Annotated in this window: 20 protein-coding genes and 1 pseudogene; 5 read left to right on the forward strand and 16 right to left on the reverse strand. The window is 40.5% G+C overall.

What is annotated here, in order from left to right; translation table 11 throughout:
* Window positions 1–6: 6 nt before the first annotated feature.
* From murQ to NSQ50_RS31620, 4 genes and pseudogenes are all read right to left on the reverse strand, one after another.
* Window positions 7–912, reverse strand: coding sequence for an N-acetylmuramic acid 6-phosphate etherase (gene murQ / locus NSQ50_RS19020; protein WP_036688725.1), 906 nt, complete (start codon window positions 910–912; stop codon window positions 7–9).
* Window positions 913–1,484: 572 nt separating this feature from the next.
* A complete protein-coding gene (locus NSQ50_RS19025; protein ID WP_036688728.1) occupies window positions 1,485–2,348 on the reverse strand; it encodes a MurR/RpiR family transcriptional regulator in 864 nt (287 codons plus the stop codon).
* Window positions 2,349–2,653: 305 nt separating this feature from the next.
* Window positions 2,654–3,184 (reverse strand): annotated as a pseudogene (locus NSQ50_RS19030) (MMPL family transporter); the annotation flags it as partial.
* Window positions 3,177–3,305, reverse strand: a complete 129-nt coding sequence (locus tag NSQ50_RS31620; RefSeq protein WP_081383801.1) for a hypothetical protein — start codon at window positions 3,303–3,305, stop codon at window positions 3,177–3,179. The pseudogene NSQ50_RS19030 and the gene NSQ50_RS31620, both read right to left, overlap by 8 nt.
* Window positions 3,306–3,515: 210 nt before the next feature.
* On the opposite strand from NSQ50_RS31620, the gene NSQ50_RS19035 reads away from it, so the two are divergent.
* Together NSQ50_RS19035 and NSQ50_RS19040 are read left to right on the forward strand one after the other, a co-directional pair.
* Window positions 3,516–4,217: a response regulator transcription factor gene (locus NSQ50_RS19035; RefSeq protein ID WP_036688733.1), complete on the forward strand. Its 702-nt coding sequence runs from the start codon at window positions 3,516–3,518 to the stop codon at window positions 4,215–4,217.
* Window positions 4,218–4,223: 6 nt separating this feature from the next.
* Window positions 4,224–5,618 (forward strand): sensor histidine kinase, encoded by a 1,395-nt coding sequence (locus tag NSQ50_RS19040; protein ID WP_036688735.1) that lies wholly within the window; start codon window positions 4,224–4,226, stop codon window positions 5,616–5,618.
* 82 nt (window positions 5,619–5,700) lie between these two features.
* On the opposite strand, the gene NSQ50_RS19045 is transcribed toward NSQ50_RS19040, so the two are convergent.
* The 5 genes from NSQ50_RS19045 to NSQ50_RS19065 form a co-directional block, all read right to left on the reverse strand.
* Complete coding sequence (locus tag NSQ50_RS19045) at window positions 5,701–6,054, reverse strand: YxeA family protein (RefSeq protein WP_036688737.1); 354 nt, start codon at window positions 6,052–6,054, stop codon at window positions 5,701–5,703.
* 5 nt (window positions 6,055–6,059) lie between these two features.
* Window positions 6,060–6,533 (reverse strand): FtsX-like permease family protein, encoded by a 474-nt coding sequence (locus tag NSQ50_RS19050; protein ID WP_306068375.1) that lies wholly within the window; start codon window positions 6,531–6,533, stop codon window positions 6,060–6,062.
* Between the two features lie 39 nt (window positions 6,534–6,572).
* A complete protein-coding gene (locus NSQ50_RS19055; protein ID WP_306068374.1) occupies window positions 6,573–7,979 on the reverse strand; it encodes an FtsX-like permease family protein in 1,407 nt (468 codons plus the stop codon).
* On the reverse strand, window positions 7,966–8,733 hold the full coding sequence (locus tag NSQ50_RS19060; protein ID WP_036688742.1) for an ABC transporter ATP-binding protein: 768 nt from the start codon (window positions 8,731–8,733) through the stop codon (window positions 7,966–7,968). The genes NSQ50_RS19055 and NSQ50_RS19060 overlap by 14 nt, the downstream gene beginning before the upstream one ends.
* Window positions 8,734–8,887: 154 nt before the next feature.
* A complete protein-coding gene (locus tag NSQ50_RS19065) occupies window positions 8,888–10,036 on the reverse strand; it encodes a VanZ family protein (protein ID WP_036688743.1) in 1,149 nt (382 codons plus the stop codon).
* 184 nt (window positions 10,037–10,220) lie between these two features.
* On the opposite strand from NSQ50_RS19065, the gene NSQ50_RS19070 reads away from it, so the two are divergent.
* The gene (locus tag NSQ50_RS19070; RefSeq protein WP_036688745.1) at window positions 10,221–11,267 is read left to right on the forward strand and encodes a DUF418 domain-containing protein; all 1,047 of its coding nucleotides are present in this window, start codon (window positions 10,221–10,223) and stop codon (window positions 11,265–11,267) included.
* Window positions 11,268–11,398: 131 nt separating this feature from the next.
* Here the strand turns inward: NSQ50_RS19070 and NSQ50_RS19075 are convergent, their stop codons facing one another.
* The 3 genes from NSQ50_RS19075 to NSQ50_RS19085 all read right to left on the reverse strand — a co-directional run bounded on the left by NSQ50_RS19075 (window position 11,399) and on the right by NSQ50_RS19085 (window position 17,785).
* Window positions 11,399–13,039, reverse strand: coding sequence for an alkaline phosphatase (locus NSQ50_RS19075; protein ID WP_036688747.1), 1,641 nt, complete (start codon window positions 13,037–13,039; stop codon window positions 11,399–11,401).
* Between the two features lie 1,160 nt (window positions 13,040–14,199).
* Window positions 14,200–16,788 carry a metallophosphoesterase gene (locus NSQ50_RS19080; protein ID WP_036688748.1) on the reverse strand — a complete coding sequence of 863 codons (2,589 nt, stop codon included), beginning with the start codon at window positions 16,786–16,788 and terminating at the stop codon, window positions 14,200–14,202.
* A gap of 88 nt (window positions 16,789–16,876) precedes the next feature.
* Complete coding sequence (locus NSQ50_RS19085; protein WP_235219566.1) at window positions 16,877–17,785, reverse strand: chitosanase; 909 nt, start codon at window positions 17,783–17,785, stop codon at window positions 16,877–16,879.
* Between the two features lie 235 nt (window positions 17,786–18,020).
* On the opposite strand from NSQ50_RS19085, the gene NSQ50_RS19090 reads away from it, so the two are divergent.
* Window positions 18,021–18,863, forward strand: a complete 843-nt coding sequence (locus tag NSQ50_RS19090; RefSeq protein ID WP_036688751.1) for an AraC family transcriptional regulator — start codon at window positions 18,021–18,023, stop codon at window positions 18,861–18,863.
* Window positions 18,864–18,868: 5 nt separating this feature from the next.
* Here the strand turns inward: NSQ50_RS19090 and NSQ50_RS19095 are convergent, their stop codons facing one another.
* The 4 genes from NSQ50_RS19095 to NSQ50_RS19110 form a co-directional block, all read right to left on the reverse strand.
* Complete coding sequence (locus NSQ50_RS19095; RefSeq protein ID WP_235219567.1) at window positions 18,869–19,519, reverse strand: polysaccharide deacetylase family protein; 651 nt, start codon at window positions 19,517–19,519, stop codon at window positions 18,869–18,871.
* Window positions 19,520–19,597: 78 nt separating this feature from the next.
* A complete protein-coding gene (locus NSQ50_RS19100; RefSeq protein ID WP_036688755.1) occupies window positions 19,598–20,203 on the reverse strand; it encodes a YkoP family protein in 606 nt (201 codons plus the stop codon).
* 240 nt (window positions 20,204–20,443) lie between these two features.
* Window positions 20,444–21,043, reverse strand: a complete 600-nt coding sequence (locus NSQ50_RS19105; protein WP_340949671.1) for a hypothetical protein — start codon at window positions 21,041–21,043, stop codon at window positions 20,444–20,446.
* Window positions 21,040–21,711, reverse strand: a complete 672-nt coding sequence (locus NSQ50_RS19110; protein ID WP_256717020.1) for a hypothetical protein — start codon at window positions 21,709–21,711, stop codon at window positions 21,040–21,042. Before NSQ50_RS19110 ends, NSQ50_RS19105 begins: the two co-directional genes overlap by 4 nt.
* Before the next feature lie 269 nt (window positions 21,712–21,980).
* Here NSQ50_RS19110 and NSQ50_RS19115 point away from each other — a divergent pair, with 269 nt between their 5' ends.
* Window positions 21,981–22,454, forward strand: a complete 474-nt coding sequence (locus tag NSQ50_RS19115; RefSeq protein WP_076223148.1) for a hypothetical protein — start codon at window positions 21,981–21,983, stop codon at window positions 22,452–22,454.
* Window positions 22,455–22,528: the final 74 nt, after the last annotated feature.

A 22,528-nucleotide genomic window follows, 5' to 3' on the forward strand; every position in this document is an offset into this window, starting at 1 on the left:
TCACACCTAAACCAATGATGCGATTGCCTGTTTCAAGCGTCCTCCGTTTGCGTTAAGTACTTGTTCTGCTTCTTTTGCATCTAACCCCGATTTAATCATCATAATTGCCAGCTTACAGTTCATAGATGCTTTTTCAAGTGTTTCTGCGGCGGTTGATGTATCTACACCAGTCGTGTTCATGATGATACGAATCGAGCGATCTACGAGCTTAAAATTACTAGCCTTCAGATCAACCATCAAGTTGTTGTACGTTTTTCCTAACTTGACCATTGTGCATGTTGTCAGCATATTAAGCACCAACTTCTGAGCAGTTCCTGCCTTTAATCGAGTCGAACCGCTAATGACCTCAGGTCCTACAACAGGTGTTATACAAACATCTACAATGGGTTCGAACTTTGAGCCTCTGTTGTTACAAACACCGATAGTGGCTGCTCCAAGTTCCTTTGCTTTCGCTAAAGCTGCAATAACGTAGTTTGCACTACCGCTTGCCGAAATCCCAATAAGTACATCTTTGTTTGTTACACCAATGCTTTCGATTAATGCGATCCCTTCATCCATATCGTCTTCACAGCCTTCAACCGCAGTACGCAAAGCAATATCACCACCAGCAATATAGCCCTGCACCAAGGAAGGATCTGTACCAAAGGTAGGAGGACATTCGGAAGCATCCAGAACACCTAATCTTCCTGATGAGCCAGCTCCTATGTAAAACATTCTTCCACCATTAGACAACCTATGATGTAGAATATCTACCGCCTTTGCAATCTGCGGAATCTCCTCAGCTATAGCTCTGGGGACCAGTGCATCTTGTTGATTCATTAACTGGATCATTTCTTCCGTAGTACATTCATCAATCATTAATGTGTCTGGATTCACAGCCTCTGTTGTCAATCCCGCAAGGTAGTCATTCATAGCCATCCTCCTTCTTCCCAGCCTTAATCTGTCATTTAATTAACAAAACGTGTTAGATTAACTTACAATTATTATGTTCTTATACTAATACAACACCATCGCTTCGTCAATAGATTTTGAAATATAATTTCATGAAGAAATTAAATTCTGATGTTTTATTTCATTCCTTACATACTATGTTATACCACATTTATAAAGCGCTTACAAGATGCAATTTAAATTTTTAACAATTGCTTTGATCGCTATGGCTCTAAGGTTAAAGCGATTTAAAAAAATGTATTATTTGCTGATTATCGCTCCAAACGAAACATAAAGTTACATCATCCGTGTTCAACCGGATGATGTTTCGTCTTCAATTCCATTCATTTTCTTCCTCATAATTGTGTGCCAAGCTATTAATTATTGAATTAAACTACTTATTATATTCATTAGATCAACGTATTCATCATGTAGATAATCTGACATGGATTGATAAGTAGTACATTTTAGTACACGAATAAGTGAATGAACTACAAAAAAAGAAAGCATTGATCCATGATCAATGCTTTCCTCCACATTCATTCTATCAGAACCTAATTTCTAAGTTTTTTCTTTAATATATTATGCGTTTTTGTTAAGTAGGTTTTTACTTCTTCATATTCAGCACTTGCGACACCAGCAAATAATATGTCGATGATCGTAAGCATCGCAATACGCGAGCCCATAGCCCCACTGCGGATTGTTATTTCAGGTGTGGATATGCTCAATACAATATCCGCCCGCTCCGCAAGCTCACTTTTATTGTACTTCGTAATCGCAATACATTTCGCTCTATTCTTTTGGGCAATTTCCAGTGCATCAATAATATCACTAGTTGCTCCAGAGTTAGAAATGAAAATGGCAACATCATCTTTCTCAAGTAAAGTTGCTGCCGTGAGCTGACTATGACCATCTGTATAGGCATGACACATCTTATTAATTCGCGAGAACTTCTGTTCCCCGTCCATACAAACGAGTCCCGAAGCACCTATTCCAAAGAAAACAATTCGCTTACTATGACATAGTAATTCTACAGCTCTTGTAATTTCTTTTCGATCAATAACACTAAGCGTATCCTCAATGGACTTGCAATTATTCAATGAAATATTTGATATAATTGTCGAGAGATCATCACCTGGCTGAATATCTGTATATTGAGCCTTTGAATCCTCATCACGAGAACCCAAAGATGCCGATATACTCACAATAAAATTGCGGTATCCGCTGTAACCCATCGTCTTACAGAAACGAAGGACAGATGCATCGCTTGTCTTACTCGATTGAGCCAATTCCTTAATCGACAAATGAGGGATCTCTTCCGTATTTTCTAAAATGTAATCTCCGACCAATCGTTCAACTGGTGTATAACTCTCTCGCATATCACGAATTTTAATTAATACGTTGTCATTTAGACTCATAATCTACCTACTCTAGATTTAATTAACACCTTTAATAATATCATAAACAATATAAACAACCTATTTCAATAACAAAATACGTTTCGGCATATCAAAAGCTAATATTAATTAATCTATTAAAATCATCCTACTCTTAGGTCATCTGGTGACTTTACGTTGATTATAGCGTAATAAAGTTGTAAGGTATAGTCGATAATTATATACATTCTGATATGGTGAAACAAGGGCCCACAAAGGTCCCCGAAGATTCTTTCTATTGTTCTCAGCATACGTAATACGCATGTATTTTTAAATTTTACTGCCGTCTAAATATGACTCGATTTGTCAACTACATTCTTTGATGTAGCACCGTTGCTTGAACCATTTAATTTGCTAGCAAGCTGCTTTAATGCAGTCAAGAACACCGGCATGGCCGCTACACTTAGTAATAATAGTGCAATGATTAATACGAATGCTACCTGTATAAGTGTCATTACGCCCGAAGGAATCAACGCGGTACAGGTGATCCAACATCCCCTTCAAGTTCGTTATACCGCATCATCAGGAATATGCTTTAATCAACGCCCAGGGCTGCAATCATAATGAAGCTGAAAAATGGAACGATCCAGCTCAAGATTTCACTGCAAGAGAAGTAAGTACTCTAGCAACAAGGAAGCAATAATGAACAGAGAGTTGGACACAGAGCGCGTAATGACTATTAGCACAATTATGATTCCGACCAGCATAATCACGGCTGTACGTACAAAGTCATCCTGTGAAATATTCTGCAAATCAGCATTGGTTGCAGTTGTTCCTGTTAAGGCTGCTTGCACTCCTTGCAATTCGCTGTCATCTAACGGCATTCCAAAAGCTGTCTTCAAGTTCTTCTTCGAGCTCAAACGAATACAGTAACTCACCTCCTTCCATCATTTTAGCGAACATCTTCAAAGGGCCATATACAGTGCAGATCAATACCATGGAAGACAGGGGGCCTAACAATTTCTACTCCTTACCTGATTTGGATATATATAGAATGAATTTTAATAAATCACCAAATATTGCTTTGCTATGTTCGTCTAAGTAATACCCATCTTCATGCAAGCCTTTCTTTTGCAATTTTTTGCGCAAGAAATAAAGAGTCCTTTATAATGTAATAATGTACATAAAGACGGATTTGGAGGGAAATAAATGGCAAGTCGTAAATGGGTATTAATCATAGACGATGAAGATGATTTAGCGCGTCTAATGAAGGCTGTTTTACATAAAGAAGGTGTTCCAGACGTTGTAACTGCCGGGACCGTTGCAGAGGGTTGGGACAAGTTCCAGGAGTATAATCCTGAGCTTATATTGCTAGATATTATGCTCCCAGATGGAGAAGGATATGACTTATGCAGAAAAATTCGGGAAACATCAAATGCACCCATCTTATTTATGTCTGCAAAAGACGAGGAAATTAATAAGCTGTTAGGACTGGCGATAGGTGGCGATGATTATATTACTAAACCGTTCAGTCCGAAAGAAGTCGCTTATCGGGTAAAGGCACAACTGAGAAGAGCTGGCTTTACAGAAGAAAAAAAGGCTCCGAAAAGCTTACAAGCTGGTCCCTTTGAACTTAGTGCCAATGAGACAGAATTAAAAAAGAATGGCGAGGTCCTCGTGTTAACCGCCAAAGAAGTCGGTTTAATGAGCTGTTTTATGCATCATCCCAATCAGATTCTAAGCAAAGAAACCTTGTTTGGACAGGTGTGGGGTGAAGATTTTTTTGGTTCCGATAATACAGTGATGGTACATATTCGGCGATTACGTGAAAAAATTGAGGCCGACCCTTCAAATCCTTCCTTTATTTTGACGGTTAAAGGGTTAGGTTATAAATTACATACCAAGGAGTGAGCCTAGTTGAAATGGAAATTGACACTCCGCTTTTTAAGATCGGTTATGACTATTGTTGTGATCGTTGGTATTGTAAACGCGATTTTGTTCCTTTCCCTATTCTTTATAAAGGTAAATAATAATAACTTTGGCACTGAAGAAGCATCTGCAGAAACCTTTAGCCGAACCTTTTCACAATACGTAGAACTACAGGCTGGCAAACCTGTTGTGAACGAAGAAGGTCTCAAAAAACTACAAGAAATGAGCGCCTGGGTACAATTCTTGAATGACCAAGGGGAGCAAGCAGCAGCCTTTTATACCCCTGAAGAATTGAAAACAGAGTATTCTCCTATTGAAATTGTCCAAATGTATAAATATAAAGAATTAGATGCACGCACGACGGTTTTTGTCAGCGAAGCCCAAAATTTCAGTTACTTTTTAGGGATTAATAATCCTAAAATAGGCCGCTACGTAATGACCTATGACTACGCTAAAATTTTCAAAGATGTTAATGTTTTTCTTTCCATTTTTTTAATCGTTGATGTGCTTATTGTAATCATCATTGGATTTCTATTTGGGAAAAAGTTAACTGCACCCCTTCATACATTAATAGAGGGTATTCAACAGCTCAGGGAACGACGTTTTAAGAAAATGCCTACTCCCAAAGGTGTTTATGAAGATGTTTTTCGTAATATGAATGAACTATCTGAAAAGCTCGATCGGCATGAAGAGGAGCGTAAACGTCTCGATCAAATGCGTGAGGAATGGATTAGCAATGTTTCACATGACATGAAAACACCACTTGCTTCTATTCAAGGTTATGCAGAATTTATTAACGACAGTGCCACAGATTTAACAGCCCAAGAATTACAGGAATACACGTCAATTATCAAAAGTAAATCGATGTATATGAAAGATCTGTTAGATGACCTCAATTTAACAACACGTTTACGTAATCACCAGCTATCCCTGCAATTTGAAGAGGTGAATCTCGTTATGTTTCTACGAGAAATGACGATTGAACTTTTAAATGACCCGACCTTTGGTGAACGGCAGATAGAGTTTGAGGCGAATGTGGCTAAAGCAATGCATAAAGTAGATAAAAAGTTACTAAAACGAGCGACCCTTAACTTGATCTACAACGCGCTGGTGCATAACGATGAAAATGTCGTGGTGAAGATTCGAGTGGATACAGGTCCAGAATCTCATACCCAAATTTCGATTTCTGATAATGGCCAGGGTATTCCAACTAAAGATCTGGAACAGGTTTTCGAACGCTACTATCGGGGTACAAATACAACCAGCAAGCATGGTACTGGTTTAGGAATGGCCATCGCAAGAGACATTATTTGGGCTCATGAGGGGAAACTCGATATTACGAGCGCTGAAAATATTGGAACAACCATTACTATACTTTTATAATGCAAATGCCTTACTTACTCATTAGGCAGAGAAAAGGGCTGTGCTCCATTACCTTTATTGGAGACAGCCCTTCTTCAATTTATTAGTTTTTTATTGCTTTTAGCGGAATATCCTCTACTTTCACTTCATCATATGAGGAGACTTGATCACCTTTTTTTACATACATTTTTAAGTAGGCGCCTTTACGAAGATTTTTTTGTGCATTAAATTCCAGTGGAATTGTATTCCCTTTAGCATTTGTAGCCTCTAGTGTATACGAATAGGAAGTCATCACTGTACCATCACTCAGTTTATATTCATGGGGTTCCCCATCCTCTGTAATTTGTAAATAGTAATTTTCAGCATTCATGCGATTGAAATCAATCTTTGCTAGAGCAAAGACACCTACAACCCCAATAACAAACAAAATACCCATAGTAATTAGAAATTTTTTCATCTCAATCATCCTTCTGTTCTATTATTTAGTGTGATAATACGATTGTATGAAGCTACGGTTAAGAAATAATACAACCCGTAAATTACGGTATAAGCAATCATCCAGAGCAACACTGGCTTTGCTAAATCTATCATCAGTAGACTAGAGAATGCTTTTAAAGCCACTACACTATGCAATAACCCTACTATAAGCGGTACAACAAAGATAACGAATACCTGTGACGCAATGGATTTCTGCATTTCTTTTGCACTGACACCCATTTTATGCAGCATATTGTACTGTGCTTTATCCTCTTCTGCCTCAGTTAAAACTTTAAAGTAAATGATACTGCCTGTTGCAGCCAGAAATACGAGCCCAAGGAAACTGCCTATAAAAAGTAGAGAACCCACACTTTCCAAGCTTGTTTGGTAATCTTGAGGCCTACTAGAAAATGGCGCTTCTTCAGGCAATTGGTTTGCAATTTTTGCAGATAAATCCACAGAGGCATCCTCTACCCCAAGAACACGATAGCGTAGCACTTATCCATCATTCCGTAATCCTTTATACTGTTCATCCGAGACTACAACTGTTATACCTGCTGTGCCTGCATTCAATACGGTTTGTGTTTTAAAGCTTTGGAATATGAGTGGATGGCCGTTGCCTGTTGTTATAGTTTTTCCTGTATACATAGGTGAGAACCTTTTGTCATATCCGATATCTAAAATAACCGCGTAACCATCCTTTACATTTAATTTTTCTTTATGCTGTACATTTGCTAAGTTGTTGTATGTTTTTTCATCGATAACTGTATACCCTCTTTTATCAGAGCTATCGAACGAGGATGGTGTGTTTAATTCTTTCGTATGAAACGTAATGGATAGCGCATCGATATTTTCATCGTATTTTGTAGCTGGCAGTACAGCATTTACTTGTTTATCCATTTCTGCATCTGTTGATTGATACATAAAGGTATTCGGATTAATCGTTTTTGCCGAGTCATTCGTATTGTAATACAGGCTATAGACCGCTCCACCGGCAGTTACTGTTGTAGCACTCAACACAGCAATCACAGTTAATGTACGTGCATTCCCACGGATACGATAGAGCAGCTGCGATATGGTTATTACATGAAGGCCTTTCCACAGCCACTTTTCATTTTTCTTAATCATTGCTAACACAAAGCCAGTCACACTGTGGAACAATAAAAATGTACCCACAATTACCGTTGTTAAAATAATTAATACGGTCATGAGAAATCCGATTTTTGCCCATACCTTAGAAGTGAAAAGGTCCTGCATTGCAAGCCAATAGCCCAAGACAATAAGTAACACTCCAAGAACAGCTACTATCATAGATGGTTTAGGCGCCACTTCTCCCTTTTTGGAAGCATGAAATAAATCAATCAGCTTAAATTGATAGATCAAGCGGTAGCCTTGAAATGATGTCACTAAGAAAATAACCAGAAATACGATAGCCGTGTTCATCGCAGCCGCCATTGAAAAAGTAAAGGGTGCTACAACGTCATAACCCATTAAATGAATCAAAATCGTCATAAATCCTTTTGAACAAAGGAAGCCAAATACAATCCCTACTATTAAAGAGAATAATCCTAATAATAAATTTTCAAAAAAGAGCATAAAACCGATTTGACGATTACGTACCCCCAGCAACGCATACAGTGCGACTTCTTTTTTACGTTTTTTCATAAAAAATGAATTGGAATAAGCTATAAATATGAACACGAAAAAGATAAGAATGACTGCCGCGCCACTCATTAGGGAACCCAGTTTTTGGGATGAAGCCGTCTGTTCTGCTATCGTATCACTATATTTTAAGGTCACAAATGTAAAGTAAATGATGATACTAAACACCATCGATGCAATGTATAAAAAATATTGCGAGAAGTTTCTGGCTATATTTTTTCTTGCTAGACTAAATAACGTCATCTACCTCACCCCCAATGGCCGCATGAACATCTAAGATCTCTTGGAAGAAGGCTTTGCGTGTCTGATCACGACGATAGATTTCTGTTGAAAATGAACCATCCTTGATGAAAATAATCCGGCGGCAGAAGCTTGCGGCAAAGGCATCATGGGTCACCATCATAATGGTCGAATTGTTATTTTCATTTAAAGTACTTAAGCTTTCCAATAAATCTGTTGCTGATTTGGAGTCAAGTGCACCTGTTGGTTCATCAGCCAAAATCAGTGCTGGCTCTGTCACGAGCGCTCTAGCCGCAGCGGTTCTTTGCTTTTGACCCCCAGAGATTTGGTAAGGATATTTCCCCAGTAAATCTTCAATCCCAAATACTTTAGAGATCTGAGTCACGAGGTGATTAATTTTCTTCGCTGGAATTTTAGCAATCGCCAGGGGAAGCAATATGTTCTCCTTTACCGTCAAGGAATCGAGTAAATTGTAATCTTGAAAGATGAACCCGAGATGTTCACGCCGGAAGTCTGACAAAGCTGCTTCCTTCAGATCATGAATACTCTTGTTCTCCATATATATCTTTCCTTCTGTTGGAGAATCTATGGTTGCTAACAAATGTAGCAAGGTTGATTTTCCCGCTCCGGAAGGTCCCATAATCCCTACAAACTCACCTTCATGAATGTCAAAAGACACGTTTTCCAACGCTGTGTAAGCAGCACTTAACTTCCCGTACACTTTTTTTACGTTTTCTACTTTTAATAATGGTTCCATTCATTTCACCTCATAATTTGCTGATACTTATACTATAGGCACCGAACCTTACAGCAAATTCATGCCAACCTTACAACAAGCTTAAATCTACAAAAAAAGGGATACCCTGTAGCCATTTAAGACTACGGAGTATCCCTTTGCTATTGAATAGCATTCATTTTTTTCTGGTTGTATATAAATCAGAAGCTTCATCAAAGTAAAAGCGGCGTTTTTGTTTGCCAAACACGACTAAGACAATATGGATGAACAACACGATCGTTAAAATAATGGAGGTCAATCCAGCACCTAGCGTTAAGAATATAGATGCCTTATAAAATGGAGAATCCATTGATAGTTCCACATTATTCAAAATATTCGCAATGACTGTTATGAAGTACATCGCGTAAATGGCACCAAAGCGTTTAAATAATCGCTTGTTAGTTTCCACTCGACTTATTTTACTGTCATAGCGATAACGCATTATTTTCGTACCGATTGTCGATCCATTCCAAATTATCGGAATAATAAAAAAGGTTACAGAAAGTGTAATTGTGCTCGCAATAAATTCACTAACCATATTAACGTTGGTCATACTCAACACAACTTTAACTACTAGGTTGCTGATAAATAGATCAATAATAACAGCCAGTAACACAGACATCCCTCTTACTTCATCAAGAGCTAATAATCTTTCTGCTTTCTCCTTAATTTTCTTTTTTGATGGGAATAACGCCAACACGGCTGGAGCAATAAAGAACCCCAGTACTCCGCCAGAAGTATTTAACAATAAATCATCCACATCAAAAATACGATAAGGGCAATTATAAATCCCGTAAATACCGGTTACCTGTGTTATCTCATAAAATAAAGTTAATAGGAACGTGAAGCCTAGAGCTTTCTTCCAATATTTTTTATCATGAAAAAAGTAACGCAGATAAACACCAAAAGGTAATAATAGCAAGAAATTAAAAAAAGCTTGATAGAATGAGGGTTGGCTAAATAACAGTCTATAAGTAGCTGGCTGTGATAACACGATGCCACTATTGCCAAAGGTGCCCACTATAAATTGAAATGGCATAAGTGAATAATGTTGTGTGCCCGGTTTTTGAAGAGAACAAGTATTACGTATTTCCGGCAACGGCAACAATACTAAAAATAACGCTGCTAGAAAGTAAAAGATAAACGAAGACGAAATTAACGTGGTAGAAAAGGGAAGGTAATTATATTTTCTATAGGTATAAATGAGCCATGGGATAAATAAGGCAAATGCTAAAACCACAAAAAAGATCGCTGCCACAAAGATCGGTTGAGTATATGCTGACATTTCTAGTTCACACCCCAAAATGATTTAGTATTCATATTAACCATAAAACTGATTCTAATTCAACTGGAGTTGGAACATTTTATCAAATTTAAGGATCCTGTAATGTTGGCATCAATTTAATGTAAGGTTCGCAACTTATACTAACTCCTAAGCAAATAAAAATATTTTCAAAGGAGCACTATTAATGAATCCCTCCATTTCGCAAAAAGAAAGAATCATTTCACTCGACATCATTCGCGGACTTGCTCTTTTCGGCATTCTGCTTATAAATGTTGGAGCCTTTAAAGTTATTATGGAAGGAGATCCCTTACCAGACTATAGTGGCATTAATGGAATCATCCATAGCTTGATAATCATCTTCGTACAAAAAAAGTTCTTTTCTATTTTTTCCTTTCTATTTGGTGTAGGTCTATACATTTTCGCCTCAAGAGCCGAAAGCCGGGGAGATAAACCCAGATGGCGTATGGCTAGACGTTTACTAATCCTTTTGCTGCTGGGAATCATTCATGTATTTATCTTTTGGGGAACCATTCTGCCCGCATACGCCATTATCGGATTGTTTCTGATCCCTTTTTATCACTCAACGGTTTCTACACTTAAAAAATGGCTGATAGGTATGACATCCATTTACATCATTTCCTTGGTGGCAAAAATATTTCTACCCACTCTAGGGGTTATATCATCTATCCTTGATATTTTTTCTAATGACGCTATACAAATCTTTATTATGTTTTTAGCTGGTTTTTTAACCGCAAAGTCAGGTTGGCTGACACACATACAAGAATTGTCTAAACCAATTAGAGGAATTCAAATGGTATCATTTCTGTTGTTCATTGGTTTTTCACTATGGATTTGGAACGCTTCTCAAAGTGGGAGCAGCAATGTAGATTCAGTTACGGGCTTAGGATCTCTCCCAACCACTTTGTTCTACTTAACAACATTATTTCTACTATTAGAAAATAAACAAATGGTGAAATTCCTGAAACCCATATCACGGGTGGGTCAAATGGCGTTTACAAATTATGTAGCACAAAGCATTATAGGGACGGCAATCATTTCAATGATAGGTCTCGAAGTCGTTTCACCGAAAGATATTCTCTACATCGCCGTTCTGATTTATTTTATTCAAATCATTTTTAGTACCATCTGGTTCAAGTTCTTTTCCATGGGACCCTTAGAAAAGCTTTGGCGCTTGATGACCTATGGAAAAAAGCCTGCAACAAAACGATAAAAACTTCACTTTCCTCCTCTTAATGCAAGTCGGAATTTATTTTTCCAACCCAAAAACCCCTTATAAAAAGGGGTTCTCAAGTTTAAGCGCTTTAACTTTTAGCCGACAGATCACAACATGAACATTAAGAATCAGAGAATCAAGTCCAAAGCATCCTGCGAAATCCACACTTTATCTTTAATCATTACCGTCAGCACATTTAGTTTCGTTGTTTTGCCATCCTGTATGGCGATATTTTTATCTATAGGCAGCTTGAGAACTTGGCCTGCTTTTTTCACTACAACCACCGGATTATTCTTATCGGTCTTATCTAGGGTAATCGTAGCTCCTTTGGCCTTGAATTTATCACTGGATACGTACAGTGTATCCTGAAGCTGCGCCAGATTGAGTCCGGTCACTTCTTGAATATACTTATTCACATCCGTATTCTGGATTACACCGCTGTTCACGAAATCAGTCGGTTTAAAATTAGCCGGATGGTACGCGAATAAGCCAACTTCTTCCGATGTGTGATCATCCGTAGAGAAGGTTACACCTATTTTATCCCCCAAAATTTTACCGATGACCGGCGAAAGGTTATCCTGCATTCCCAATCTGACTTGATCTGCTTCTTCTTTGGTTAGATCACTAAGTCCATAATGATCTGCAAGGACCTTTTTGAAATTGCTCTCATTAATACTGCCTTCAATGTAATAACTGGTATGCTTCGCTTTCTTCAGCACGGAGATTAGGTCTTTGGTAGAATCATAGTTCGTCATATTGAGTCCGCCGGTAGCATGATCCGAAACCGATAAGACTGCTGTATTGCCATCTTTTTCTGCAAAGTCAACAGCGGCTTTAAAGGCTTTATCAAACGCTAAGGTCTCACTCATAATACCCACTGGATCGTTATCATGACCATACCAGTCAATCTGGCTTGCTTCGACCATCAGAATAAAACCGTTCTCGTTCTGCGACAACTTCTCTATCGCTACTTTGGTCATTTCAGCAAGGCTCGGTTGCTTTTGCGGGTTCAGGTCAAAATCAGCATCCAGTGCTTCGGGGTTGAAGAGACCCCAGATTTTATTCGTTTTAGAATTCATTAACCCTGCTTTATCCGTTACGTATTCATACCCATTTGATTTCAGAACTTTGGTTAAATCTTCTCCGTCCTTGCGGTTAATGTCTTCTTTGCCGGGTACCAAATACCCGGAACCACCCCCAAGTAGAACATCTACACCACTATAGACCATCTGTTCTGCAATAGACTGCGCATTGTCACGCGTGTATGCATGACTTAAAAATGTAGCCGGCGTCGCATCCGTTAATTCACAAGTGAATACCGTTCCTGTACTTTTCCCTGCCATTCTCGCTGCATCCATAAGGGTAGGCAGAGGTTTGTTCACGTCCTCTGGCTTAACTGCGCTTATGAAAGGCATCGTTATTCGGTCTGGAAGTATGGATACCGTCTCACTCTTAACCTTATGGCCTGTAGCATAAGCCGTAGCTCCCGCAGCGGAATCTGTGGTCAGTGAATCCGTAGAATATGTTCTCACCAGCCCGCTGAAATACTTATCCATCGCAAGCGCCTGCCCTCCCTGATACCATCTGGCCAAGTTCACATCGGATAAGCTCATCCCATCCGTAATAAACAGGATTACGTTTTTGACCGATTTGTTGGTAGGAGCATCAGAGTTATTGGCGCCATCGGCGTAGGTCGTTCCGTTGCCTGCTGCAAGCAGACTGCAAATCATAACTGTACTGCAAATTCTCCCGATAACCTTTTTGCGCATTTGAATCCTCCTCTAGCAGATTTTGTTAAGTACGTTACTAGTTTAAAGGAGGATTGTTTGCGGGAGCAGCACCTATTCTCTTATTTTATATTAAATTCTATGCATATTTTGTCTTGACCTGTGCTACTGATATTTGTAAAAAAGGGGCGCCCTAGGGGCCCCCTTTGCATTATTATTGTCTTATTACGAGGACATCTCGAGGCGCTCTACCGGTACTTTGAATTTGGGAAATTTCGGAGCTTGTAAGGATACGTCCTACCAATATCAACGAAGATGTGACATTGTTAAAGTTAAAATTATTCAAGTTCGCTACGTTTTGGCTGCCACGGAACACACGGAACGATCCCTGAAAGTTAATTCGCGAAAAAAGCACAAGCGTTACTTGAGAGCTTTCCACAACATTTCTGAGACGGAAACTCGAGAGAACGTTGTTAAACCGAAACGCTCCAAGATCACGAACCGCAACTCCTCCACGTCTGAATCGAATCCGACGATTGGTAAAATTAGTACCCGACCAAAGAGTAAGACGTATATCACTGTTAGCCAACTAAATCAACTCCTTTTCTGAGATTGATATAGTTTATTACTAACTTCAAAGAACGGTACAAGACAAATACAGTTGTACAAATGTTTGTTTTTCAGATTTCCCTATGGTGGTATTATCCAAATAACCGTATCGAGCCTCGGATATGTTAGCAATTGAAGTGATTTTTACAGTTATATTCTTCTAACTATTAGACACTTTCTTATACGTTAGGTGCGAATATGAAAAGAATAATTCAAGCATTCGGGTATTTAGGTAGTACAATTTTGGCTGCAGCTTTACTGTCATGGATCTGCGTATTTTTGATTCACGGCTTACCTGGTGTCTATGAATGGATGGCACTTAAATTTATCATCCCCATTCTAGGTTTCGTAGGACCCAACCCAAACCCTCTTGACTATCCTGGCAGAAGGACTGCCGTTATATTTTGAAGGTACCAATGCAGAGGTTATGCCGTTAAAAGGAACAAAAGTCACGCCAATGCGCAATGAATCATGATCTGGTAAAAAGTGAGGCTATCTTTCTGAGGAGTTACCGTAGGAGGAATGGACAGCTTCAACAACTAAAAAAAGGCGTTAACGGATGCCTAAGCTCCGTCAACGCTTCCTCTATCCTTTCATTGTATTCCTGCCTCTGCTGGAAGCGAGTTATTTCTTGTCCCCACTGCTTTAATAACGAAATTGTAGGCTTTAGCAGAATCTATGCCGTTTAATGTATAGCTGTAACTCGTCTGACCGCTTACCGTCGGTACATACACGCTCCAGTTTGTGCTGACTTTATCATTTTTCTCGTAAATCCGGTAACCTCGCACCGGCTCAGAACTATTTGCTGGCGCTTTCCAAGAAAGAACTGCACGGTTCCCTGACTGTCTTACTGCGCTTGGATTTTGGACAATGCCGGGTTTGACATCAGTCCGTTTAATACTGTAAGCATCATAGACGGCAAGGGGTTTATCTTTAACTGCTGTGTAGGATGTGAATTTCAGCACGTCGCTTGTAATGGAAACATCCACGAACATTTTCTTGTTGGGCTGATCGTTTTTTGCTGCAAAAAAAGTGTCTGCATCTGGATTAATAGCATAGAATTTCGAAGCTGCCGAGTTGCCCATTAGATATACGGTCCCTTTGGGATTCAGCACATTTCCTTGCTCATCGGTAATGACATTCTTAATCGGAACGTTGTTCAGCATTTGAAAAGACCTCATATACATATGGTCATGACCTTCAAAAACCATATCCACACCCAGCTCATCAAATACAGGAATCAGATATTTCCGGTAAAATTCTACCCGGTCGCTTTCTGCCGAAGCATTATCCCCTGAAGAATACGCTCCCTTATGCATCGAGACGAATTTCCACTTTTTATCGGTCTTTGCCACCTGATTCCGCATCCATTCCAATTGTTTGGTGAACTGAATATCCGCTTTGTATGGCTTGACCTCCCCTTCGTACTGGGAATTGATCTGCATAAACAGGGCATCGCCGTATTCGAAAGCATATACCGAACCGTCATGAGCACCCGTCCCGACATCTTTTGGAAGATTAAAATGGTTATAGAAGTTGTTATTCGGATAATCTTCTATCTCATGGTTGCCGATAATCGGTGCAAATGGCACATTGGCAAATTCCTTTTTCGGCACACCCAAGAACCACTGCCACAGCTGCTCCAGATCACCGTCATCCGTTAGATCCCCTGTAAGAAGAACAAACTTGGGATCTACCGTTTTCTCAATAGCTCTCTTAAAAGTATCCTGCCACAGATCAAAATTCGATTTACTTGAGCCTTGGGTGTCGGTTACATAGAGGAAATGGAAATCCTGATTATCCGCCTTGTCCGTGGTAAAAGAACCCGCCTCGCTCCAGCCGTCCGCATCACCGTTACCGGCCCGGTAGATATATTGGGTTCCAGGCTTAAGACCGCTTGCAATAACCTTGTGGCTGGCGAACTTTTTATACTTTTTAGAACTTCTGTCTCCTGATGTCATTAAGGTTTCAATAACTGTTGAGCTGCCCTCATAAGAAGCTGCCAGTTGTTCCGGAAACTCGCTTCCTCCCGCATTGGAGGCCTCCACTACTTGCACTACTGTACCTCTGACGGTTTCGGCTGTATACCAGTCAAAGGCGATACTTGTCTTTGGGTCCCCGTTAAAAGTCATGTTCAGCAGCGTTGGTGTTTTGATGCCGGTATCCGGAGACTTTGTCTTAAAGCTCCAGGTAATATCGTTCTCAGGTGTCCGGCCATCCGCAGTCCCCTTAACAAGCTCTTTAGGGACGGTCACGTTGTAAGTTTTGCCGGCAGTAAAATTAGGGTGGCTGACTCTGACTGTGTCTTGACCGAGGAGCGAAGCAGAAATGTTATTAAGAGGGAGATTGTTTTCCGTGATTACAACTTGATAACCACTGTCGAGACTGATCGCTTTGTTAAACTTCACTGTGATCTCTGCGTTAAGGGAAACATCTGCAGCCCCTGAAGCGGGAGTTTTGCTTACCTCAAGTGTGGGAGTGTCCCCAGGTTCGCCGCTGCTGCGTGTTCCTTTAATTATCACATCTTTGATTCTGCTTGAGCCTGAGCTGGACACCGTTCCCCCGCTTACACTTTTCGCAGAGTTTACCACCCAGCGGATATAGAGTACATCTTGATTGTTTGTTCCCGCAGGCAAAGCGAGGTTAGTTAATTTGCAGGAATTATTGGAACAATTAAAATTGTTCTGGGCTAAAACAAGGTTGCCGCCCGTAACATCTGTCCATTCCTGTTGATCTATACTGTATTGCACCTTAAAATCCCTGGGTCCTGTACTTGAAGAAGTTTGCTGTGAAGAGAGGAAGATACCTTCGAAACCTTTGGTAGAAAGCGTGGCAAGCCAGTATTTCAGGCCCGTTCCTTCATGCCACCCCTGGTTGCGTACGCTGTTCTCACCTGACTCATAGGTGTACGCATTCGTATTAGTTCCTACATCACGAATGGATGAAGCCGTCTGATATACCCCGCCTGTAGCCGGAAATACACCGTTCTCGCCTTTGTCTTTAAAAATCCACTGGGCAATCGTTTCCTGAACTGCAGTTGCTTCGCTTGCAAGATCTTCCTCATTTCCCTCTCTTCCTGCTGAGACAAACCCGGTCAACTCCATGGCAAGCAGCAAACCTATAACCATTAGACTGATTACCTTGTAAAATCTATTTTTGAGATAAGATTGGTTGTTATCCATTCAGCCCATCTCCCTCTTCCTTAATCTCACTTATCATCGAACCGCAGTCACCGAGAAGAACGGTGGTTCTACTGCCCTTACATTCCTGTTATTGGAGTTCCCAGTCGGTGACTTGAAGAATTGCCGAATCTGCACCTTTCAGGTCTGTCTCTCCCATGTTCAGCAAATTACTCCACTGCTTCACACGGTTCTTGCCGTTAGGCGGAGAGTTGTACTCATTAGTATCCACAATCTTGGTCCGTTCTTTATAAAATTTGGTCATGAAAGTCTTCTCATCAGTGCTACTTCCGGATTTACCCAAAAGCCCTTGAAGGGTCTCGGAGCCGCCGGTAGCTCCATGGTTCAGCGCTGCATCCACGAAGGAACCAATAGTTAATGCCGAGTTAAAACCGCGTTTGCGGGCCTGCTCCACACTGTATTTAATATAGATATTGTAGAACGTTTTCCACATAGCCTCTCTCCACTCGGGATCATCTTGCAAATTGCCGATTTTTCTACAGAAGCTCTCTTCGCTTTCATTGATCTCGAGGATCTTCCCTTTCATCGAACCCTTAACACCGATCCGGGCCAATGCACCTTTAACCGAAGGATTACTCGCGCCTTTAGCAGCGTCATATGCCTTGAACAGATCCGGACCGTCAGGACCGGTATCATTTGAGCCGCCTGTAGTTGCACCAAATATTCCAATCGTATACCCGCGGTCATCATCAATATCTTCACAATATCCGTAAAAATCGATCCAGTTCAGATCGTCCTGCTCCGGTTTGTTGACAAGCATCATAATATTGTTCCACTGCTCACCATCCAGTCCTGTGTTGTCACGCAAGAATTGAAGTGTTGCCGGTGAAAAATTAGAATCAGGGTTCCCTGCCGCATAACTTTTCTGTTGAGATGTTTTGGACAGACAGCCATAAGAAAAAATCATTGAAAAACTGAGCACGATCAACAATGAAAATTTCATTTTCTTGGAAACCTTACTCTTCGTTGAATTTAGCACCGCAATCTCTCCTTTAATTGAATAGTTTAAGCGCTTTAACTTTTAGTGGCAGTGAACCTTATCCCTAACCTATCTGAGCATGACAGCCCTCCTTTTACCAACACTTGGTAATTCAGTTCAAGCTTATCTCAAAAAGTTTGTCCAAACAGCACGTATTTTCTTGTATTTATTAATTTTTATACATATGTTGCTACAAACCATAGATTAAGTCTACAATCCTCTTAGGAGGTGCTGAATGAAGCCGGTATTTTATGAGTCTACTCTTTTTGACATCAGCCGCAAGAAACAGGTATACACCAGCATGCCTGCAAGACACTATCATGATGCATATGAGATTCTGTATTTAATATCCGGGGATTTTTATTATTTTATAGGGGACAGAACCTATCAGGTTGCGGGCGGAACGCTGCTATTTATGGATATTCACGAAATGCACAAACTGGTCAATTCAGGCTGCAATATGTATGAGCGGGTAACACTCCTGTTTAAAAAAGAATTCCTGCAGCATTTCTGCACCGGCAGTCAATGTGAGGAACTGCTCGAATTGTTCAAAAGTGATTACCGCGCTTTGAAGATGACCGGGATGGATCAATATTTCATCGAACAGCTTTTTCAGAAAATGATCCAGGAGGGGAAGAAGCAAGCCCGCGGATATGAACAGTACCAACAAATATTATTGGTGGAGCTGCTCCTCTATCTTAATCGTAAACTATTTGACAGCCGCACAGCTTCATTTGTGGAATCCAATCGTACACATAAGAAAGTCCTGGACATCGTTAATTATGTAAATCAACATTATATGGAACCGCTTAAGCTCTGTGAGATTTCACGGCAATTCGACATAAGCTCCTCCTACCTTTGCCGAACTTTTAAAGAATCCACCGGGTTCAGCTTCATTGAATATATCAATAATATCCGCATCAAAAAAGCGCGTGATTTGCTGGTTGGCTCTTCGTTTAATGTTACTGAAATTGCGGGAATGGTTGGGTTTGATAACACCTCCCATTTTGGACGAACCTTCAAATTAATAATGGGCATCTCGCCGCTCTGCTTCCGCAAACAATTTAAGTCTAAATAGCAACGTCAAGACATTTCGTCAAGCCGAACAAATTGCAGGTTTCTTGCCTGCAGTTGGTTTAGCACTTCTTCTAGAGCTTGCAGCATAAAATAAGGAGCATGCCGGTCCGCGCCCGCAGTCTCACCGCTGTCGTGAAGTAAAACAACGGAGCCATCGGTGATTCCACCTAATAGAATGGCCTGCATCCGGGTTTGACAGGCCCGGATGTTCCAGTCGCCCGCCTTCAGGGACCATAAAACAATTCGATACTGCTTGTGCCGAAAGAAATCAAATAGATTGATTAATCCCCAGGGTGGACGGTAATGATTGGGTCTGATTCCGACAATAGACTCTATAATATCAGCGGAGCGGTCCAGATGTTCTCGCCTAACAGTACTGGGCAGCATCAGCCAGTTAGATGTATGGCAATAATTATGGATGCCAATCTGATGGCCTTCCCGATCCATTCTTCTGATCAGATCTGGATACTGCTCCGCTCGCGATCCAAGCACGAAAAAAGTAGCCTTCACTTGATGTAACTTCAATAAATCCAGCAATTCCGGCGTATATTTCGGATGTGGCCCATCATCAAAAGTGAATGCCACCTGTTTTTTTACCGTTCCTTTGCGAAAGACACCAAAGCCGCTCACTCGCGTAATCAAACTTGGAATAAACATGTAAAGAGTAGCGGCACATAGTATTCCTCCTATCAGATATGTAAGTATGATTACACCTCCTTATAACAAGCCTAAGTCCTATCCAGAGTAGTTCTGTCCGGGTGAGAATCGATTTTTCAGTGAGGCGCGTGAATGGATCAGTAACATCGGGACCAGTTGCTCTGTTCGCCGATTGATTCTTTGTCTCCCTTCCGGATGCATGGCAGACAGCAGCAATCGAAGATAGATGGTGGTGATGCGTTCGAAAACGCCGGACTTTATATTTTGTTGTTCAAAACCAAGACCGTGTGTTAATCCCCGATGGAGCAGTGTAATCCCCAATAAAGCCTTGACCTGCCTGAACTCGGACTGCGATTCGAAGGCTTCATTGATTTGGTGCATTGATTTGCGCAGCATGCGAGCCGTTTGCAGTGCGGCACGATCCGATCCTTCGGACCGGATCAACTTCAGGATTCTTTCATTGTCGAGGTGGAGTTCTCCCACCCACTCTCCCTGATTGATGACCGTGGCGTCTTGGCATACAATAGGCTGTCCCCGGTGCTTTTTTAGCATCACGGTACATATTCCAAAGCGTGACTTATGCGATCCGCGAAAATGTGAAAGCAACGCAAAAGCTTTTTCCCACATCATCCAGACGGACTGCACCGTGTTTTTACGTATTTTGAAACCCAACTCATTCACCATCCTTTAAACGGTTATTGTCTCTCATTTCATCCATTGTACCTAACGGAACTTTCTTTTTTTCTAACGTCTACTTATATTTGACGCTATACACCAGAATTTCTCTGCGTGTAAATCAAATTTCCATACAATTATTTTCATAAGTCTAAATTTTTGGCATCCAACTACATAAAGAAAAACCCATGTCTCTTGGACATGAGTTTCGGATGTTATCTTTTTGACTAAATCAATCTGGTTTCACTATCATTCCAAGCTACCCAACTCTACCACATCTCCGCTAGTAGCCTTCACGGCATAATCACAATCCAGCTTCCCGCACAGCACATACTTCGTCTGCCCAGGATTATACACATAGACGGGTGTTAATTCGAACCATCCCCTGAGCTTGTCATAAGCTTCGTCATGGCTCACAGCAATTTCCCCTTCGCTCTGGAACTCATCAAACGTATCGAGCATTAACTTGTTATCCATATAATTTATAACCTTATAATTTTTCGTATCGATAAACAGGAGGATCTTACGCTGAAAAATACGATTACTTGGCGCATTCCTCCTCAATGTCGCTTGAATATGTCCTCTTTCCCGATGTAAAGTCTTCAGTATCCATTGTCCGGATTCATCCGGATAGAGCTGGCTTAAACCAGCTTCGACTGCGGCTATACATTGGGCTTGTTCTACGTCTGTGATTGAAAATGAATCTGGATGCGGCTCACGTGCTACTGCCTGTTCGATTGTAACTACTTCTTGCAGACGGATCTCCGTCCTTGCGAACTGTTCCGTGTCCACTTGCTCCCAATGTATTACTTGATCAATATTCAGTCGTGCTCTCGTACCTGATATCATCTCAAATGGAATGTGGTTGTTCCATCATTTGTAATGTAGATTTCTTCTATCCCATAGATCGGCAGGAGATGCTTCATCTCGTACACTGGATATTCGATAAGCTGTAGTTGTTTTTTCGCCAGTGGCTCTACCGCTTGAAGCGTGAGAGAATAATGCTCTTTGTGCACAAGGGAGCTAGAAGGAAACTGGCCATATACACTATAAAAAATAATCCTACCTTCCGCATCGAAGCGTAACTCCATTCGCCCGCCGGGGGAGATGGGGATACCGTCTATACATTCGGCAAAATGATATTCTCCTCTTTCTTCCTTCAATAGGTAGAATTGTTTACCATATTCAAGCCCTACTTCAGCTTCCATCCACTGAATAACGCCGTTTATTTCAATGTTTTGGAATGGTGTTCGATTTGCATAAGATTTCCCTCCAACAAAAATAACACTTTTATAGTTGCGGGATAGTAAGTCAAGCGTAATGACTGCAGTTCCTTCCGGATTATAATCCTCCTTCCATTCCTTAATGTGAGAAGGAAACCATTCCATACTAAGCAAATAGTCGGTTTCTCCCAGCATCGTAACTTCGCGATAAATTTCATTTGTATGTAAGTAGTAGTTGTCCAATCCATAGGTTTGCTGTGTAGCATTAACTAGTTCTTTGATTCGGAAATCCATATCAGTGCACCCCACAAAATTGATGCCTATATCATATCATTACTTAGCAATGATTATGAAGCGCAACGAATCATATCTGCTACATATTCTAAGAGCTTATGTAATGGGTTTTGCTGGTGTTCAGAAAATGATCAGTAGCTTGGGGTTTAATAATGCAGAGTGTATTAATCTATTGTACCAAGTCAGAGAAATTCACCCTACTGACTCATAATCTTGCCAGAATACTAAACATGTATAGTGAACACATATTTTAATGGAGGTATATCATCATGATTGACATCATCGACGGAAATGCGGCATTAATACATTTTTTTCCACTTCCGGCGCATCTTTATTCTAAGAATATTGCTTGTATTGTTGCTGTGGCTCATGCAGAAGAACGGGGGCCAAATTTAACAGGCCTCATAAACGCTTTATACTCAAAGGGATATACAGACCTTGATCATCTATTAAATTCCACATGGAAAAAACTATACCAAGTTCCGAGGTTGGGCCAGCAAAGACTGGTGCTTCTACTTAGTTTACTAGAACGAATTTCTGCAGATCCCAAGACCATAGAAAACTATACAACTGTCCCTCCTGTTACCATCCACAGTAAAAAGGAGATGAAAGAATTAACTTTAAAGAGGATCATTAAGAAGTATAACGAAACATCTGTAGAGGTATTAACTGAAGACAGCGAAAAAGAAGCTCGTTTAAAGAAAATTAAAGATAGACTCCGAGAAATGGGGATGATCGTATAACAAAACCCCGCCAGTATAGTAAAGTGCACCCCTTAGAATAGACATTGGATAAACCCCTGGGTCAATCCGATTTC

The sequence above is a fragment of the Paenibacillus sp. FSL R10-2788 genome, assembly GCF_038003885.1.
Taxonomy (GTDB): Bacteria; Bacillota; Bacilli; order Paenibacillales; family Paenibacillaceae; genus Paenibacillus_AQ; species Paenibacillus_AQ odorifer.